General features: G+C 55.8%; 13 protein-coding genes and 1 tRNA gene. 11 read left to right on the top strand and 3 right to left on the bottom strand.

The window, feature by feature from the left end; genetic code table 11:
• The first annotated feature begins 20 nt into the window (after window positions 1-20).
• Window positions 21-716, top strand: a complete 696-nt coding sequence (locus ACRDCA_RS00625; RefSeq protein ID WP_438687841.1) for a 4'-phosphopantetheinyl transferase family protein — start codon at window positions 21-23, stop codon at window positions 714-716.
• Between the two features lie 10 nt (window positions 717-726).
• Here ACRDCA_RS00625 and rarD read toward each other — a convergent pair whose 3' ends face one another.
• Window positions 727-1,605, bottom strand: coding sequence for an EamA family transporter RarD (gene rarD, locus ACRDCA_RS00620; RefSeq protein WP_438687840.1), 879 nt, complete (start codon window positions 1,603-1,605; stop codon window positions 727-729).
• A 341-nt stretch (window positions 1,606-1,946) separates the two neighbouring features.
• Here rarD and alkB point away from each other — a divergent pair, with 341 nt between their 5' ends.
• Entirely contained in the window at window positions 1,947-2,594 is a 648-nt protein-coding gene (gene alkB / locus ACRDCA_RS00615; RefSeq protein ID WP_438687839.1) for a DNA oxidative demethylase AlkB, read from the top strand.
• Here the strand turns inward: alkB and ACRDCA_RS00610 are convergent.
• Entirely contained in the window at window positions 2,556-3,512 is a 957-nt protein-coding gene (locus tag ACRDCA_RS00610) for a LysR family transcriptional regulator (protein ID WP_438687838.1), read from the bottom strand. The two genes, alkB and ACRDCA_RS00610, sit on opposite strands and share 39 nt — an antisense overlap.
• An 84-nt stretch (window positions 3,513-3,596) precedes the next feature.
• Here ACRDCA_RS00610 and ACRDCA_RS00605 point away from each other — a divergent pair, with 84 nt between their 5' ends.
• The 7 genes from ACRDCA_RS00605 (at window position 3,597) to ACRDCA_RS00575 (ending at window position 11,757) form a co-directional block, all read left to right on the top strand.
• Complete coding sequence (locus tag ACRDCA_RS00605; RefSeq protein ID WP_438687837.1) at window positions 3,597-4,226, top strand: alanyl-tRNA editing protein; 630 nt, start codon at window positions 3,597-3,599, stop codon at window positions 4,224-4,226.
• Window positions 4,227-4,373: 147 nt separating this feature from the next.
• Window positions 4,374-5,999 (top strand): TIGR04028 family ABC transporter substrate-binding protein, encoded by a 1,626-nt coding sequence (locus ACRDCA_RS00600; protein WP_438687836.1) that lies wholly within the window; start codon window positions 4,374-4,376, stop codon window positions 5,997-5,999.
• A gap of 146 nt (window positions 6,000-6,145) precedes the next feature.
• Window positions 6,146-7,090, top strand: coding sequence for an ABC transporter permease (locus ACRDCA_RS00595; protein ID WP_438687835.1), 945 nt, complete (start codon window positions 6,146-6,148; stop codon window positions 7,088-7,090).
• Window positions 7,087-7,977, top strand: coding sequence for an ABC transporter permease (locus tag ACRDCA_RS00590; protein WP_438687834.1), 891 nt, complete (start codon window positions 7,087-7,089; stop codon window positions 7,975-7,977). The genes ACRDCA_RS00595 and ACRDCA_RS00590 overlap by 4 nt, the downstream gene beginning before the upstream one ends.
• On the top strand, window positions 7,974-9,617 hold the full coding sequence (locus ACRDCA_RS00585) for a dipeptide ABC transporter ATP-binding protein (RefSeq protein WP_438687833.1): 1,644 nt from the start codon (window positions 7,974-7,976) through the stop codon (window positions 9,615-9,617). The genes ACRDCA_RS00590 and ACRDCA_RS00585 overlap by 4 nt, the downstream gene beginning before the upstream one ends.
• Window positions 9,614-10,660 carry a putative FMN-dependent luciferase-like monooxygenase gene (locus ACRDCA_RS00580; protein ID WP_438687832.1) on the top strand — a complete coding sequence of 349 codons (1,047 nt, stop codon included), beginning with the start codon at window positions 9,614-9,616 and terminating at the stop codon, window positions 10,658-10,660. The genes ACRDCA_RS00585 and ACRDCA_RS00580 overlap by 4 nt, the downstream gene beginning before the upstream one ends.
• A complete protein-coding gene (locus ACRDCA_RS00575; RefSeq protein WP_438687831.1) occupies window positions 10,657-11,757 on the top strand; it encodes an alkylhydroperoxidase domain protein in 1,101 nt (366 codons plus the stop codon). Before ACRDCA_RS00580 ends, ACRDCA_RS00575 begins: the two co-directional genes overlap by 4 nt.
• 52 nt (window positions 11,758-11,809) lie before the next feature.
• On the opposite strand, the gene ACRDCA_RS00570 is transcribed toward ACRDCA_RS00575, so the two are convergent.
• Window positions 11,810-11,885: transfer RNA gene (locus tag ACRDCA_RS00570), tRNA-Asn, on the bottom strand.
• Between the two features lie 1,030 nt (window positions 11,886-12,915).
• On the opposite strand from ACRDCA_RS00570, the gene ACRDCA_RS00565 reads away from it, so the two are divergent.
• On the top strand, window positions 12,916-13,353 hold the full coding sequence (locus ACRDCA_RS00565) for a hypothetical protein (RefSeq protein ID WP_438687830.1): 438 nt from the start codon (window positions 12,916-12,918) through the stop codon (window positions 13,351-13,353).
• The gene (locus ACRDCA_RS00560; RefSeq protein WP_438687829.1) at window positions 13,350-17,954 is read left to right on the top strand and encodes an FKBP-type peptidyl-prolyl cis-trans isomerase N-terminal domain-containing protein; all 4,605 of its coding nucleotides are present in this window, start codon (window positions 13,350-13,352) and stop codon (window positions 17,952-17,954) included. The genes ACRDCA_RS00565 and ACRDCA_RS00560 overlap by 4 nt, the downstream gene beginning before the upstream one ends.
• The last annotated feature ends 30 nt before the right edge of the window (window positions 17,955-17,984 follow it).

The following is a 17,984-nucleotide window of genomic DNA, read 5'->3' as shown; positions in this document are numbered from 1 at the left end:
CCCCTTATCACGGATGAAACGTGCTCTCTTCTTTTATTCTCAATGCTGAATTGCTGCCGGTTGACGGCTTTGCTGGCCAGATCGCGCAATGTCACTTCTCCGTCGCGGATTATCACGACGATCTGTTTTCTGCCATTGGTATCGGTTTGCCTGATCACCTTGCTTCAGCGGTAGCCAAACGTAAGGCGGAATATCTGGCCGGGCGCTATCTGGCGCGCTGGGTGCTGGCAGGGTTAGGACATCATGATTTCGACTTATTGCGTGGGGAGAAACGTGAACCGCTTTGGCCTGCGGGAATTGCCGGGGCGATCAGTCACAATGTTGATACGGCGTTGTGTGCCGCTAAGCCGGAGAGTGGGGCAGGAGGCGTGGGCATTGATGTGGAAACGCAGATCCCTTTAGCGCGTGCAGAAGAGTTGTGGACCGGTATCGTCAGTGAGGAGGAGTGCCAGTGGTTGCGCCAACGGCCACAGTCTTTCAATCTGTTATTGACGCTGGTATTTTCCGCCAAGGAAAGCCTGTTCAAGGCGCTTTACCCGCAGGTGCGCTGCTATTTTGATTTTCTGGATGCACGGATCACCGGGGTGGATATGCAGGCGCAGACCTTTGAACTGGAGTTGCTAACAACGCTGACGCCACTTTGCCACGCAGGCCACCGCTTTAGCGGGCGTTTCTGGCAGCAAGGTGACGCCGTAACGACGTTAATTAATTTTTAAAATCAAAGAATTAACCCCTTCTTCGTAACAGATGGCGCGCGCCCTCCAGCATCAGCAGCATGACCGCCAGCCAGATTGGGATATAGGTCAACCATTGGTTGGTGTTAATGGTTTCACCCAACAGCAGTGCAACGATAACCAGCAACACCGGCTCCACATAGCTCAGCAGGCCAAACAGGCTGAAAGGGAGCAGGCGGCTGGCCAGGATATAGCACACCAGCGCCAGCGCACTGATAATGCCCAACAATGGGATCTGCAAATACAGCAGTGGCTTGGCCGCCAGCGCAGCCAACGGTTCTGCGCCACCAAGCGCAAACAGCGCAGCGACCGGCAGCATCAGCGTCAGCTCACACCATAGCCCGCCCAGATGATCGGTGCCCAAGCGGCGGCGCAGAATAAAGTAGATCGGGTAACCGATGGCGACCACCAGCGTTGACCAGGAAACCCCACCCACCAGGATCAGCTCGTTACCCACGCCAACCAGCGCACACAAGGCTGCCAGTTTTTGCAGCAGGGATAAACGATCGCGGAAGAAGACCCGTCCAGCCAGCACCATGGTCAGCGGCAGCAGAAAATAGCCGAGTGAGACATCCAACGCCATGCCGTGTAGCGGTGCCCACAAAAATAGCCACAGCTGGACGCCCAGAATTGAGGTGGTCAGCAGCAATAACAGCACGCGTTGCGGGCGCTGCCGTAGCCAGTGCAGCATCTCCTTCACCCGTGCCCAGTCGCCGGAAAACAGCATAAACAGCGTCAGAAATGGCAGGGTTAGCAGAGTGCGCCAGCCATAGATTTCTTCACCGTCGAGTGGGGTAAGCATTGAGGTGTAGTAGTACATCACGCCGAACAGCAGGGAAGCGACGACGGAAAGTATGATGCCCTTGATCACGAGCGTTCCTGATGATTAATGAATTTCCTGAAGTTACTGTAGAGAGATTTTCCGGCAGTAACAACGATTTATACCCGTCGTCTTTCAAGCTGTAGCGTTGTTACCTGCACTTGGTTATTCGGCCCATCCGTGGGCCTCACCCCTTCGGGGCCGCTGTGTACAGCGTTCAAATCTGTTCCCGACATGATTTGTCACCCCAGTCACTTACTAAAAGTAAGCTCCTGGGGATGGGCAAGTTTGTCGCCTAGCTACAACTTGAAATCCATAGGGTATATGTAGGGATGGACAAGTACAACCAAGCGGTTAGAATTATTACTGGGTATTTATACAGGCTTGAGGCGATGACAATCGATCTGTTTGAAGATGCGCTGCCGCCGCCCTGGCGTGAGGAGATTGCGCCAGGGGCCGTGGTGCTGCATGGCTTTGTTCAGCAACACGGGCCGGAATTACTGGCGGCGGTCAATAGCGTGGTTGCGCAGGTTCCCTGGCGGCACATGACTACGCCGGGTGGTTTTACCATGTCGGTAGCGATGAGCTGGTGCGGCAACGGCTGGAACAGCGACAGCAATGGCTACCGTTATTCGCAGCGCGATCCCGGTACCGGCAAGCGCTGGCCAGACATTCCGGCGATCCTGATGGCATTGGCCGATGAAGCCGCCTTGCAGGCCGGGTTCGGTCATTATGTACCAGATTCCTGCCTGATCAACCGCTACGATCCGGGCAGCAAGCTTTCGCTGCATCAAGATAAAGACGAGCATGACTTTACGGCACCCATCGTTTCGGTATCACTGGGGCTACCGGCCGTTTTTCAGTTCGGTGGCATGCAACGCAGCGACAGAGCGCGGCGCATTCCGCTGGCCCACGGGGACGTGGTGGTGTGGGGCGGCCCTTCGCGGCTGTGTTTTCACGGCATCATGCCGGTGAAGGAGGGGTACCATTCGCTGGTGGGATCACACCGTATCAACATCACCCTGCGTAAGGCGCTTTAGGGCGGGTTCCTGTCCCAAACTGGCCACCAGATAATCGATCAACACCCGCAGCTTGGCCGGCATATGCTGAGTTGGAGCATACAGCAGCCACAAATCGCCATGGTAGCTGCTGAGAAAATCCCACTCTGGTAACACCTGCACAATCTCACCGCTGGCCAGCGCCTGACGGGCGGTAAAATAGGGCAGGCTACCGATGCCGATATGCTGTTTTACCGCGTCTAGCCGAACCCCGGTGTGGTTGGCTGCATAGCGTCCCCGAACATTGACCGAAACCGTCTTGCCGTTACGGCGAAAACGCCAGCGCGCGTCGCTGGGTGTCTCCCCTAAATAAATACAGCTATGCTCTGTCAGATCTCGCGGATGACGCAGAGTGCCTTGCTGGGCCAGGTAATGCGGAGTGGCGCATAACAAATGTTTGATGGTCATCAACGGGCGGCCGATCAGGCCCGGCGATGGACGATCGGTGATACGCAGTGCCAGATCGACCCGATCGTCGATCAAATCCATGTAACGGTCTTCCAGCCGCAGATGAACATCCACCCGTGGATAACGGCGCAAGAATTCCGGCATGTGAGGGTGCAGGACAAAGTGCCCGACGGCCTTGGGTACGCTGACGCTAATCACCCCTTCCGGTTCTGCGTTTCCCTGGCTACCGATCGTCATCACGGCGTTGGCGGCATCCAGCATATTGCGACAGCGCTGAAAAACGGCCTCGCCGGGTTCACTCAGGCGCAGCTTGCGGGTAGTGCGATGTAATAGCCGTACGTTCAGCGCCTGTTCCAGCCTGGCAACGCTGCGGCTGGTGGCTGAAGGGGAACTGCCCAGTTGGCGGGCGGCGGCGGAGAAGCTGCCGCTTTCCACTACCTGAACAAATACGGCCATTTCAATCAGCAGCGCTGTGGAGAGATTTGTGCTCATGGCGCAAAAGTCCATTGTATTGAAGACGGATTATCAGCCGATTATGGCACGAATATAATAACGGCGTTAACCAGGAGGAAGCCCATGACCGAACGACTTTATTATTATCACGATGATGTGCAGCTCGAGGCTCGAGTGTTGGCCTGTACGGCGCAAGAGGATGGTAGCCACGCGGTGCAGTTGGATGCCACGTTGTTTCACCCACAGGGCGGCGGGCAGCCGAGCGATAGCGGCACGATCGCAGGCGTTGCGGTATCACGCGTTGCCGCGCAGGGCGATCAACTGCTCCATTATCTGACGCATCCCTTGCCCTGTGGCCCGGTTACGCTGAAGATCGACGGTGAGCAACGTCAGCTACATGCCCGTTGGCATTCGGCCGGGCATCTGATTGGCTGGCTAGGGGAAAACCAGGGCTGGCAACCGGTCAAGGCGCACCACTGGCCAGGGGAAGGGCGAATTACCTTTGCTCCAGGTGCACAGACAACAGAGCTGGAACAGGGATATTTGCAACAACGGCTGACAGACTTGATCGCCGCCGATTTGCCGCGTAGGCAACAGGAACAGCAAGGCGTGCGTCAGGTCGGGTTTGGCGATCTCCCCGCTTATGGTTGCGGTGGTACCCATGTGCGCTCACTGGCGGAGATAGGCAAGGTGTTAATAACCGCGGTCAAAATGAAGAAAGGGCAGTTGATCGTGCAGTATCAGGTGGATTGATGGGGTGTGCAGACGCGTCCAGCCACGGTTTGGCGCGTTAGTACTTTTTTCATCATTAGTTAGCTAAATTAGTTCGTTCAACTCTGTGCCGTTTTGGTTTGTTATCTAACCCATAACATTCCGACATATAAAGAAGGCACGGCACCCATGTTTAATTTTCCTTTCAAGACGTTTACCAGTGGATTGGCAGTCGTATTTGGGACTGCGGCTGCGGTGGGTCCAGCAACCGCTGCGGTGCAGGGCGGGACTTTGATTTACCTGGAGCAACAGGCGCATACCAATCTTTATCCCCCTTCCGGCGGTTTTTATCCCAACGGCGGGATCCTTAACCAGATCACCGACAAGCTAACCTACCAGAACCCGAAAACCTTGGAGATTGAGCCGTGGATCGCGGAGTCCTGGTCCAGCAACCCCGATAAAACGGAATACACCTTTAAGCTGCGCCCCGGCGTGACCTTTTCCGACGGCACACCGCTGGATGCCAACGCGGTAGCAAAGAACTTTGATACCTACGGCCTGGGCAATAAGGCGCTGCGCCTGCCGGTTTCCGAAGTGATCAATAACTATGACCACAGTGAGGTCATCGATCCGCTCACGGTCAAATTCTATTTCAAACGCTCATCTCCTGGCTTCCTGCAAGGTACGGCGACCATTGGTTCTGGGCTGGTCTCGCTTAGTACGCTGAACCGCCAATATGACGAACTAGGTGATGCACGCCATATCATCGGCTCCGGCCCGTTTGTGGTGAGTGGTGAAACCCTGGGGCGCGAGGTCGATCTCAGCGTGCGTAAAGACTATCGCTGGGGGCCAGCCAAGCTGGCTCAGCAGGGGCGGGCCAATCTGGATGCCATCAAGGTGATCGTCACCCCGGAAGACAGCGTGCGGATTGGCGCGTTGCAGGCCGGACAGGCGGACTTTATTCGCCAGATCCAGGCTTACGATGAGAAGCAGACTCAGGATCAGGGCTTTACCATCTATGCCGCGCCAACCCGTGGCGTTAACGACAGCATTGCCTTCCGCCCAGACAATCCGCTGGTGGCCGACGTTCGCGTACGCCTTGCGCTGCTGCATGCCACCGACAGCAAGCAGATCGTCGATACGCTGTTCTCTGCCAACTATCCGCAGGCCAAATCGGTAATTGCCTCCTCGGCGGCCGGTTTTGTCGATCTCTCCGACAAATTGACCTTTGATTTAGCGAAAGCCAACCGTCTGTTGGATGACGCCGGTTGGCAAAAGGGCAGCGATGGCCTGCGCCAGAAAGACGGCAAGCAGTTGCTGTTAACGGTGTACGAGTCGCTGCCACAACCGCAAAACAAGGCGGTGCTGCAACTGGTCTCACAACAGTGGGGCAAGGTGGGCGCACGGCTGAATATCCTGGCAGGCGATGCGGGCAGCCGGGTGGCGGATAACCTCGATCCACAAAAGACACCGGCTGCGGTGGTCGAAGTGGGTCGCGCCGATCCTGATGTGATTAAAAGCCAGTTTTACCCCACCAACCGTGATGGCCTGTTGCAGCAAGGGGGCACCAGCCAGAACAGCAAATTCACCGATAGCGCTCTGAACCAACTGCTGTTGGGGATCGCCTCTGAGGTGGATCCGGCCAAGCGCCTGCAGATCGCCGGTGAGGCCCAGAAGTATCTGCTGGAACAGGCCTACGTGATCCCGTTCTTCGAAGAGCCGCAGGTGTTTGCCGGCGCGCCTTATCTGAAAGGCGTCAACTTTGAAGCCGTGGGGCGGCCAAGCTTCTATGGCGCGTGGTTAGAGAAGCGATAACGCCAGACTCGGGGCTCGTTCCCCTATCCCCAAGCCAGCTCGGTGTAATGGCCAAATGCAGAGGTCAATCCGCGCACGGACGGTCCCCTCTCCCTGTGGGAGAGGGTTAGGGTGAGGGGCCATACCGCCATATTAAGGAGACGAAGATGCTGAAATACCTGAGTGGCCGTACCGGGCAGGCGTTGCTGGTGCTGTGGGCGGCATTTACCCTGTCATTTATCTTGCTGCAGGTGCTGCCCGGCGACGCGATCCTGATTAAATTCCAGAACCCGGATATGGGCCTTAGCCCAGCGCAGATCGCCGATATGCGCGCGGCCTACGGTGCCGATGTTCCCCTGTGGCAGCAATATCTGCATACCTTGGGGAATTTCCTGCGGGGCGATCTGGGCTATTCGATCCAGAACGGCGTGCCGGTAACGACCTTGCTGGCCGCCAACCTGCCCGCCACCTTGCAACTCGCGGTGCTGGGTTTTGCCTTGGCGTTGTGGTTGGCGCTGGTAATTGCCTTTGTCTCCAATCTGATCGGTTTTGGCTGGCTGAAATCGGCTCTGCGATCGCTGCCTGCGCTGTTCGTTTCGGTCCCTACGTTCTGGCTCGGCATTGTATTGATTCAGATCTTTTCATTCCGGCTGAAGCTGGTGCCGATCATTAACCCAGGGGAGTGGGTTGGCCTGCTGTTGCCAATCGCCACCTTGGCGATCCCAATTTCTGCACCGTTGGCGCAAATCCTGATCCGCAGCATCGATAGCGTGCAGACGCAGCCGTTTGTGGCCGTGGCGCGAGCCAAAGGGGCCAGCCGCAGTGGGGTGCTGTGGCGGCATGTGGCGCGCAACGCCATGCTGCCGGTGTTGACCATTGCGGGCATTTTGTTTGGTGAACTGATCGCCGGGGCATTGATCACCGAAACCGTATTTGGCCGCAGTGGCCTGGGGCAATTGACACAACAGGCGGTAGTCAATCAGGACGTCGCGGTATTACAGGCGGTGGTCATGATCTCTGCTGCTGCCTTTGTCATCCTCAATCTGCTGGTCGATCTGTTGTTCCCGTTGCTTGATCCCAGACTGAAAACCTATGCAGGAGCGACCCGATGAGCAGTATTCCGTTAGAAAAAGCCGTGATGCCAGAACGCGATCTGTCCGGTGGGGAAACCGAGGGGAGTTTAGCCACCGCCCGGCGGGCGCGGCGGCGTTATCCGCTCAGCCTATGGCTGGCCTGGACCGTGCTGGCGATCGCCGTGCTATGGGCGATCGCGCCTGAGCTATTTACTGCGTACAGCGGCACTGAAGGGGTTGCCGGAGCACAACGTCTGGCACCCGGAGGTGAACACTGGCTGGGCACCGATCCGCTAGGACGCGACCTCTACGCCCGGATCGTGTACGGCGCATCGCACACCTTATCCGCAGCGTTGGTTGCCGTGGCGCTGGGGTTGGTGGTTGGGACGATGATGGGCCTGGTTGCCGGGGCTTTAGGCGGGATTGTTGACGACGTGGTGATGCGTTTGGTTGACGTTCTGCTGTCGATCCCCGGGCTGCTGCTGTCGTTGAGCGTGATCATCCTGTTGGGGTTCGGCACGGTGAATGCGGCGCTGGCGGTGGGGATCTCGTCGGTGGCCAACTTTGCGCGCCTGGCCCGTGCGGAAGTGCTGCGGGTGCGGCACAGCGATTACGTTGAAGCGGCTTACGGCAGCGGAGGGCACTTTTGGGCGGTGCTATGGCGGCATATTTTGCCCAATTCGCTGACTTCGGTGATCGCGTTCTCAGCCCTGCAGTTTGGCAATGCCATTCTGGCGATCGCCACCCTGAGTTTCCTGGGATATGGCACGCCGCCACCCACGCCGGAATGGGGTTTGCTGATTGCCGAAGGGCGTAACTACATCTCAACGGCCTGGTGGCTGACCACCTTCCCCGGCCTGATGGTGGTTGCCGTCGTGCTGGCGGCCAACCGTATCAGTCATGCTTTAGGGAGCGCGCACCGATGAGCCTACAGACAGCCGTTTCACCAGCGCCACTGCTGGAGTTGCAGAATGTCTCCATCGCCTACCGGCAGGGAAGCAGCAGCCAGCGGGTGGTACATAACGTTTCTTTTAGCATTCAGCCAGGGGAAGTCGTTGCCCTGGTGGGGGAATCGGGGTCAGGTAAAACCACCACGGCACAGGCGATTATCGGCCTGCTGGCGGAAAATGGTCACCTGGAGCAGGGGGCGATCCGGCTCAATGGGACCGATATTGCCCACTGGTCACCTCGTCAATTGGATGCGGTGCGTGGCGCGCAGATCAGCCTGATCCCGCAAGACCCTGCCAGTTCGCTCAATCCGGTAAAAACCATTGGTGAGCAGGTCGCCGAGATCATCAATATTCACCAACGTCTGCCGCGCAAGCTAGTCCAGCAACGCGTGGTGGAGTTACTCACGCGTGTGGGGCTGACCCACCCGGAGTTGCGGGTGCGCCAGTATCCGCATGAGCTTTCCGGCGGTATGAAACAGCGGGTACTGATTGCTATTGCCATTGCGTTAAGGCCTGCGTTGATTATTGCCGATGAACCGACCAGCGCACTGGATGTGACGGTGCAAAAACGCATTCTCGATCTGATTGATGAGCTGCGTCAGGAGTTTGGCACCGCGGTGCTGTTGGTCACTCACGATTTGGGCGTAGCGGCGGAACGGGCCGATCGGCTGTTGGTATTTCGTCAGGGCAGGGTGCAGGAACAAGGACCAACTGCCGAGGTATTACAGGCACCGGCGCAGGAATATACGCGTCGTTTATTTGCCGACGTACCTTCGTTGGCCTGCGCCGCACCGCCAACCATCGTCCGTCAGGCCGAACCGGCAATCGTCGTCAACCAACTGGTGAAGGATTTCCGCTTTGCTGGCAGAGGCGGGCAGGCGTTCCGGGCATTGGATCAGGTGTCATTCAGGGTACAGCGTGGCACCACCCATGCGCTGGTCGGTGAGTCTGGCTCCGGCAAAACTACCTTGGCCCGATGCCTGCTGGGCTTTCAACGGCCGGATGCCGGGCAAATCATCATCGATGGCGTCGATTTCACCCGGCTGAAAGGCGAGGCGCTGCGCCAGTTTCGGCGGCGCATCCAACTGGTGTATCAAAACCCCTTTGCTTCACTCGATCCGGCGCAAACCTTATATCAGGCGATTGAAGAGCCTCTGCTCAACTTTGAGCCGGTAGCCAAGGCGGAACGTTATCGCCGGGTACGGGAACTGTTCGAACGAGTCGCGCTGCCCGCCGAGCTATTGACGCGTAAGCCGCGTGAGCTTTCTGGCGGCCAGCGGCAGCGGGTCGCTATCGCCCGTGCTCTGATACTGCAACCTAGGGTGCTGGTATTGGATGAAGCGACTTCGGCGTTAGACGTGACCGTGCAGGCGCAAATCCTGCGTCTGCTGGAACAGCTCCAGCGTGAGTTGGGGCTGACCTACCTGTTTATTTCACACGATCTGGCGACGGTGCGGCAAATCTCGCACAGTGTTTCGGTGCTGTGCCGTGGGCAACAGGTAGATGCAGGCACCACCGCTGAGGTATTTGCCCTGCCGGGCAGTGACTATACCCGCCAATTGATTGCGGCCATTCCGGGCCGTGCGATGTACCAAACTTTGAAGGATGCCTCATGAGTGCTAAACGTCTCGGCTTTTTTACCCGCCTGCTGGATAACGGCAGTGCTCAGGAACGTTACCGGCTGGCCACCGAACAGATTGTCCATGCCGAGCGCGCCGGATTCGACACCGCCTGGGTGGCGCAGCACCATTTTCATCAGGATGAGGGGGGATTGCCTTCACCGCTGGTCTTTCTGGCTCAGGTCGCCGTGCATACCCGTCATATTCGTCTGGGCACTGGAGTGATCACCCTGCCAATGGAGTCTGCCGTGCGCGTGGCGGAAGATACGGCAGTATTGGATCTGCTTTCCGGGGGCCGGTTGGAGGTGGGGCTGGCGGCAGGCGGGACTCCTTCCTCGTTTAGCGCCTTTGGCCTTGATGTCGAGCGGCGCAATGCTGCGTTTAACGATAATTTGCGTACGCTGCTGGATGCCTGGGGCGGTGAAGCACTTGGCGATGTTAGCAACCGTCTTTATCCGGCCGCTCCCCAGCTGAAAAAACGCGTCTGGCAAGCCACCTTCTCGGTTGAAGGTGGGATCCGGGCGGGTAAGGCAGGGGATGGGTTAATGCTCTCGCGCACCCAACCCAGGCCGCCGGAAGCGCCCGATACGCCACTCGATGAGCTGCAAAATCCGATTATTGACGCCTATCTGGCTGCTTTGCCCGCGGGCATCGAGCCGCGCATTATGGGATCGCGCACCGCGTTTGTCACCGAAGATCAGAACCGCGCACGTGATTTTGCCGCACAGGGGCTTAGCCGTGGGCTGGAGCGTTTGCGTACCAGCGGGCATCAGGTGCGGGATGAGTCGCTCGACGGTCTGATCCGTGCTTTTGATGTCCATCTCGGTACGCCGGACCAGGTGATCGCTTCGTTGCAGCGGGATAGCGCGCTGGCCCGCGTCACCGATTTGGCGTTTCAGGTGCACTCTATCGATCCGCCACACGCCTATATTCTGCGCTCCATTGAGCTGATCGCACGCGACGTCGCACCGGCCTTGGGCTGGCAGCGGCGCAATCCCACCACGCTGTCTTATTCACACCACGCTGAGGAACAGGTATGACCGACATCCAGGATCTATTGGCCAGATTGGCTGAAATCGCCCCAGACTCTCCTTTGGCACAGGCCCGAGCGACACGGCAGGCGGCAACCGAGGGCATCGAGGCCAGCTATCAGAGGCTGTTTGCGCCACAGGATGCTGGAAGTTTCGGGATTGCGGAACGTTTGCTGTTGGCGCAACGCATCAGTGAATGGCACGGCGATCGGCAATTGGCGGCGCATTATGCCCAATTACAGCAGACTCAGTCCGCAGACGGCCCACGTTTGCAGGCCGCGTTGGATCACGCCGAACGCCTGGCCTTCAAGCCTGCCGGGGCAGAGGCTAAACACTTGCAAGCTCTGCAACAGGCGGGATGGTCGCTGGATGACATTGTCACACTTTCACAACTGATCGCCTTTGTCAGCTTCCAGAGCCGTCTGCTGTTCGGTTATCGATTGTTGGCCGGATTGCCGGTCGCGACCAGTAGCCGTACTCCAGTTCGTGCCTCCGCTTGGCGCACGGCGAGCCATACTGCCAGTGGCCGCCATGCACCGCCAGCGTTCACTCGCCAGGAATTGGGATGGGAGCCCTGGATTGCGGCTAAGTCGCTGGAGGAGTTTGATGAACCGGGCAAGGCCTTGCTGAGCAAATTCGGCCACGCTGATTCCGACTATTTCCGTTTGCTGGCGCGCGATCATGCGGTGTTGGAACAACGAACCATTGCGGATCGGGCCATTTTCTATACTGCTGGTGGCTTGGCGCGTCAGGATCGGGAGTTGGCGGCGGCGGTGGCCAGCAAGGTGAATGGCTGTATCTATTGCGCCTCGGTGCATGCACGCAAAGCGGCGCAGTTATCCAAAAAGACAGAAGAGGTGCAGCGCCTGCTGGATATCGTGCCTGGAGGGCTCTTGAGCGAAGGGCAGGGAGAGGATTGGCGTACGCAGATAGACTTTGCCGCAGCGCTTTCGGCGACGCCACCGCAGGCCAATGCAGCTCAAATCGCGGCCTTGCGCGAGCAAGGACTGGGTGACCTGGAACTGTTGGATCTGGTGCAGGCGACGGCCTTCTTTGCCTGGGCCAACCGCTTGATGCTCACGCTCGGTGAACCCTACGACGATTGAATACCAAACAGCAAAAAGCCCGCTTAGTTGCCTAAGCGGGCTTTTCTAAATATGGCTCCTCTGACTGGACTCGAACCAGTGACATACGGATTAACAGTCCGCCGTTCTACCGACTGAACTACAGAGGAATCGTGTGAACGGGGCGAATGATAGCGGTGCCGATGGGGCTTGTAAAGCATGAAAATGCACAAATGTTTCGTTTGTCGAGGTTATGAGCAAATTGGCTTGTTTTCCAGCAGGTTAAACTTGATCACTGCCAGGTTGGCCGCCATGATGGCGAACCGATGGTTTTAGGTGAATAAATGGTGAATTTTATGGGGTGCTGATATTTCAAAGGGTCGATCGAGAAAGTTCCTAATCTATCCCTGGGAGGAAATAAGACTATTTCCTAGGAAATTTCCTGGAAATGGTGTGACCATATCTGAATAATTGATGGGAAATTCAGTTAAGGCATTATTATCAAGCACAGTCTTTCTAAGATAATAATCAGATGGTCTCGGAGAAATCTTGAAATTACGCCTCGCTATAGGAGAATATCGTGGTAGGTGTGGTGTAAATCTCCAAAAAATTCGCTTTTAATAAAATAAATATCTATTTTTTATTATGGATAAATGTCGTTTCCCCTCGGGAAAATGGTAGCCAGCTTGTAGCATACAATATCGCCTTCATATTAATCATCTCATTGTTTTAAAATGATTTTATGGTTATTGTTGGCGATTTTATTTAACAGGAAAACCTGGGTGGATACGCTTGAATGTGGGGTTGCGTCCTACCTGGCAGAGTGATAAGTGTCAACTTTACCGGGCAACTCGGCGTTCAGGCGCGCTGGGAGAGTTGCTGGATATAAAAAATACCAGTATTATTTTGCACTTCGTAAACCTCGTGGGCATGTTAAATCACCAGCGGGTTACAGGCGTGTTATTGCACCGCGTGGGCCACTAATGAAATCAGGTCAAGTATTCGTTAAGCCAATAGGCCATAGCGAGTGCAGCGAGAGTACGGGCAAAGGACGGCCATAGTATAGCCTTAGTGAATGTTTGCTACTGAAGTGCCTCCTCTATATCATTGCTGAAAAGTGCACATATTATTTTTCCAGGATGTACCCGATCTTGTCTGAGTTGACATATCGGTAACGGAATTTTTTGAAAGGAATGTTCAATGATAAGTACCCAAAAGAACCTGTGTCTAGGCGTAGTGCTGTGCAGTGGTTTGTTGCTGGCAGGCTGCCAGAAAACCGCACAGACAAGCTCGCAAGACTCCCAGACCTCAACCGTTCAGGCTCCTCCTCAGCAGATCAGCGTGTCCCCACCGCCACCACCGGCCGTCGAAGAAACCAAAACCAGCAAGATTGGCCTGTGCCAAAGCGAGCTGGCGTCACTCAAGCAGGTCAATCCGAAGGCTTACGCGGTTAAACAGGCCAATTTTAACCGCCTGGTGAACAATGCTTCGGTGTATAGCGCGGTACGCGGCGACGTCAATTCGACGACCAAAGACACCCTTGATGCGTTATACAAATATAAAACCAACCAGTTATGTGCCGAGATTGAACGTGAAGTCCTGCAAGGCTTGATCCAGAGAGGGGAAAGCGTGAAATGAAACGCAGGATATATTGCGGTGCCTTGTTGACGTTGGCGTTACCGTTAGGAGCAGTAAGGGCCGAGGAGGTAGTGACTCCCGATGCCCATGCGTTGAATTCACTGGAAGCGATCACGCGCCAGGTGGATGAGGCTCCGGCGCTACTTTTTCTGACGCCTTCACAACTGGATACAGCAGAACCTGCAAGACCCAAAAGTAATAAACCCGCCAGCAGCAAGCCCAACGCGCTGGCAAAGTCGGCTGAGGAGAAGGGCGGTGAGCGTATTCGCGAGATGAAGGCGCTGCAGGCAACTATCAATCAGCTGAAGGCCAAAATCACCAGCCAGGAAGCGGCGCTTGGGCAACTGCGTAAAGCACAATCCCAAACTGCGGGCTCTGCCTCAGAGCTGGCTCGTCTGCAACAGGCCATTGAGCAGAGCCAGCGGGAAAACGCGCGGCTACAGCAGCAGCTCGCCGCACAGGCCAAGGAAAGCGATCGGCAGATGCAGCAAATGAAGTTGCAACAGCAGGATCAACGCACCAGTGCGCAATTGCAGCAACAGTTGACGGCGCAAACCAAAGATAACGAACAAAAAGCGCAACAGATCAAGCAACTGCAACAAACGTTACAGCAAAATCAGCAGGCTATCGCCCAACTGCAGGAGCAACTGTCAACACAATCGCGCGATAACGTTCAGAAAACCCAGCAGTTGAAACAGTTGCAGCAGGATCAGCAAGCGCTGGCGACGTTGCAAACGCAATTGGCTGCGCAAACCAAAGACAGTGAGCAGAAAGCAGAGCAGATCAAGCAGCTGCAGCAGACTGGCACCAAATTGCAACAGCAGTTGGCGGCACAGACCAAAACGAACGATGAGAAATCACAGCAGGTTCAGCAACTGCAAAAAAATCAGCAGGCGTTGGCGAAGTTGCAAGAACAGTTGGCCGCACAGACTAAAGACAGTGAGCAAAAAGCCCAGCAGGTAGCACAGCTGCAAGCGCAACTGGCCGCGCGTAACACGGAAAATGACCAAAAAACCCAGCAGGCGATGGCGAAACTGCAACAGCAACTGGCGGCACAGACCAAAGACAGCGAGCAGAAAGCCGAACAGGTGAAACAGTTGCAGCAGGCCAGTGCCAAGCTGCAAGAACAACTTACCGCGCAAACTCAGAGCCATGAAGAAAAAGCTCAGCAGGTGCAACAACTGCAACAAAACCAACTGACGGTGGCTAAGCTGCAAGAACAATTAGCTACCCAGGTGAAGGACAGTGAATATAAAGCCAAACTGGTCAAACAGTTGCAAGAGCAACTGACGGCGAGCAAGAAAGAAGCGGATCAAAAAAACCAGCAGGCGATGGCGAAACTGCAGGAACAGCTGGCTGCTCAGACTAAAGACAGCGAACAGAAAGCCGAACAGATCAAACAGTTGCAGCAGGCCAGCGCCAAGTTGCAAGAGCAACAGATTGCGCACGCTAAAACTAACGATGAAAAAGCGCAGTTGGCCGCCCAGTTACAGCAAAACCAGCAGACGTTGGTGAAGCTGCAAGAGCAACTGGCTACTCAGACTAAAGAGCGTGAACAGAAAGCCCTGCAGGTGACCCAGTTGCAAGATCAACTGACGGCACGTAGCAAAGAGAACGAGCAAAAGACCCAGCAGGCGATGGCGAAGTTGCAAGACCAACTGGCCGCTCAGACCAAAGACAGCGAACAGAAAGCCGAACAGGTCAAGCAGTTGCAGCAGGCCAGCGCCAAGTTGCAGGAGCAGTTGGCAGCACAAGCCAAAATCAGCGATGAAAAAACGCAGCTGGCTGCACAATTGCAGCAGAACCAGCAGGCGTTGGCCAAGCTGCAAGAACAGCTGGCTGGCCAGACCAAAGAGCGTGAGCAGAAGGCCTTGCAGGTAACGCAACTGCAAGAACAACTGGCATCGCGTAGCAAAGAGAACGAGCAAAAGACCCAACAGGCGATGGCGAAGTTGCAAGACCAACTGGCCGCTCAGACCAAAGACAGCGAACAGAAAGCCGAACAGGTCAAGCAACTGCAACAGGCCAGCGCCAAGTTGCAGGAGCAGTTGGCAGCACAAGCCAAAATCAACGATGAAAAAGCGCAGTTGGCCGCACAATTGCAACAAAACCAGCAGGCGTTGGCCAAACTGCAAGAACAGCTGGCTGGCCAGACCAAAGAGCGTGAGCAGAAGGCCTTGCAGGTAACGCAACTGCAAGAACAACTGGCAGCGCGTAGCAAAGAGAACGAGCAAAAGACCCAACAGGCGATGGCGAAGTTGCAAGACCAACTGGCCGCTCAGACCAAAGACAGCGAGCAGAAAGCCGAACAGGTCAAGCAGTTGCAACAGGCCAGCGCCAAGCTACAAGAGCAACTGACCGCGCAAACCCAGAGTCATGATGAAAAAGCCCAACAGCTGAAACAGCTGCAGCAAAACCAGCAGTCGTTGGCCAAGCTGCAAGAACAACTGGCTGCGCAGACCAAGGACGGAGAGTTGAAAGCCGAACAGGTCAAGCAGTTGCAGCAGACCAGTGCCAGGCTGCAGGAGCAGTTGACCGCACAGACCAAAGATAATGAACAGCAAGCGCAGCAGGTAATGCAGCTGCAACAAAATAAGCAAACCGTCGCTGAGTTGCAGGCACAGCTAGCCATCCAGAACAAAGACAGCGAGCAGAAAGCCGAGCAGGTGAAGCAGTTGCAACAGGCCAGTAGCAAGCTGCAGGAGCAACTGACCGCACAGACCAAAGCCAATGATGAGAAAACACAACAGCTGAAACAGATGCAGCAAAATCAGCAAGAGCTGGCCAAGCTGCAGGCGCAGTTGGTTACTCAGGCCAAGGACAGCGAGCAGAAAGCACAGCAGGTCAAACAGCTGCAAGACCAGTTGGCGGCTGCCAGTAAAGATAATGAGCAGCGCATCCAGCAGGTGAAACAGCTGCAGCAGGGCCAGCAAGAGTTGGCGAAGTTGCAGACCCAATTGGCGGCACAGGCCAAGGATAGCGAGCAGAAAGCGCTACAGGCCAAGCAGTTGCAGGAACAGTTGGCGCTTAATAACAAAGATTTCGTGCAGCAGGCGCAGCAAATGAAGAAGTTGCAGCAAGAGCTGTTGACGTTGGCGAAGCTGCAGGATCAACTGACCGTACAGACCAAAGACAGTGAACAGAAAGCGCAGCAGATAAAGCAGCTGCAGGAACAGTTGACGGTTTATGGCAAAGACAACGATCAGAAGGCCCAGCAGGTCAAACAACTGCAGCAAAGCCAGCAAGAGTTGGTGAAGTTGCAAGAACAGTTGGCCGCGCAGACTAAAGACAGTGAGCAAAAAGCGCAGCAGATCGCCCAGTTGCAGCAAGCTAGTCAACAGTCGAATGCCAAGCTGCAAGAGCAGTTGGCTGCTCAAACTAAAGACAGCGAGCAGAAAGCACAGCAGATTGCTCAGTTGCAGAAGACCGGTCAGGAGGAGACTGCCAAGCTGCAAGCACAGTTGGCTGCACAGACTAAAGACAGCGAGCAGAAAGCACAGCAGATTGCTCAGTTGCAGCAGACCGGTCAGCAAGAAGCTGCCAAGCTGCAAGAGCAGTTGGCTGCTCAAACTAAAGACAGCGAGCAGAAAGCGCAGCAGATTGCTCAGTTGCAGCAGACCGGTCAGCAAGAAGCTGCCAAGCTGCAAGAGCAGTTGGCTGCTCAAACTAAAGACAGCGAGCAGAAAGCACAGCAGATTGCTCAGTTGCAGCAGACCGGTCAGGAGGAGACTGCCAAGCTGCAAGCACAGTTGGCTGCTCAGACTAAAGACAACGAGCAGAAAGCACAGCAGATCGCTCAGTTGCAGCAGACCGGTCAGGAGGAGACTGCCAAGCTGCAGGCGCAGTTGACGGCACAAACCAAAGACAATGAGCAGAAGGCGCAGGATCTCGCCCAACTGCAACAAAAGCTGACGGCAGCCGAGAAAAAGCAAACGGCGAGTACGTCGGTGGTCGCGGAACCTAAAACTCAGCAGGAAAAACGCGATTATGCGATCGGTACCTCGTTGGGTAATGACATCCTGGATTTGCTCAACAGCAAAAAAACGCAGGGTGTTGACGTGGATCGCCAACTGGCGCTGGCAGGCGTAAGCGATGTGATCAACGGCCAGACCAAATTGGCTAAAGAACAGATTGCCAAGGCCCTGTATGAAAGCGAGTTGGAACTGAACGATCAGCATAAAAAGACCATGCAACAGAACGAAAAGCAAGGCAAAAGCTATATCGAGAAGTTCAAAAAGCAGCCACGCGTCGTTCAGTCTAAACAGGGCTTCTATTACCGCATCGATTACGTTGGCGATAGCGCCGTCGGTGAAGGGGATACCGTCGCCGTGGTGGTTAAAGAGAGCTTGACCGACGGTAAAGTGATCAAGGATATGGATCTGGCGGGTACTTCTATCTCGCAGCCGCTGAGCGCCTATCCGCCACTGTTCCGCGAAGCGTTAGGCAAGCTGAAGAACCACGGTAACATGACCCTGGTAGTCCCGCCTGAGCTGGCCTACGGCGACAAAGGCATGGCACCGGATATCCCACCGGGCGCGACCATGGTCTATAACGTACGCATCCTGGATGTGATACCGGCCGCCGAGCAGAAAGCTCAGTAACCCGATAGCAACCCCGCCAGACGATCGGCG

The organism is Serratia sp. (in: enterobacteria) (assembly GCF_051654945.1).
In the GTDB taxonomy this organism is placed as follows: Bacteria; Pseudomonadota; Gammaproteobacteria; order Enterobacterales; family Enterobacteriaceae; genus Chania.
The sequence above is the reverse complement of the archived record's forward strand: the minus strand, read 5'-3'. Positions and strand labels throughout refer to the sequence as shown.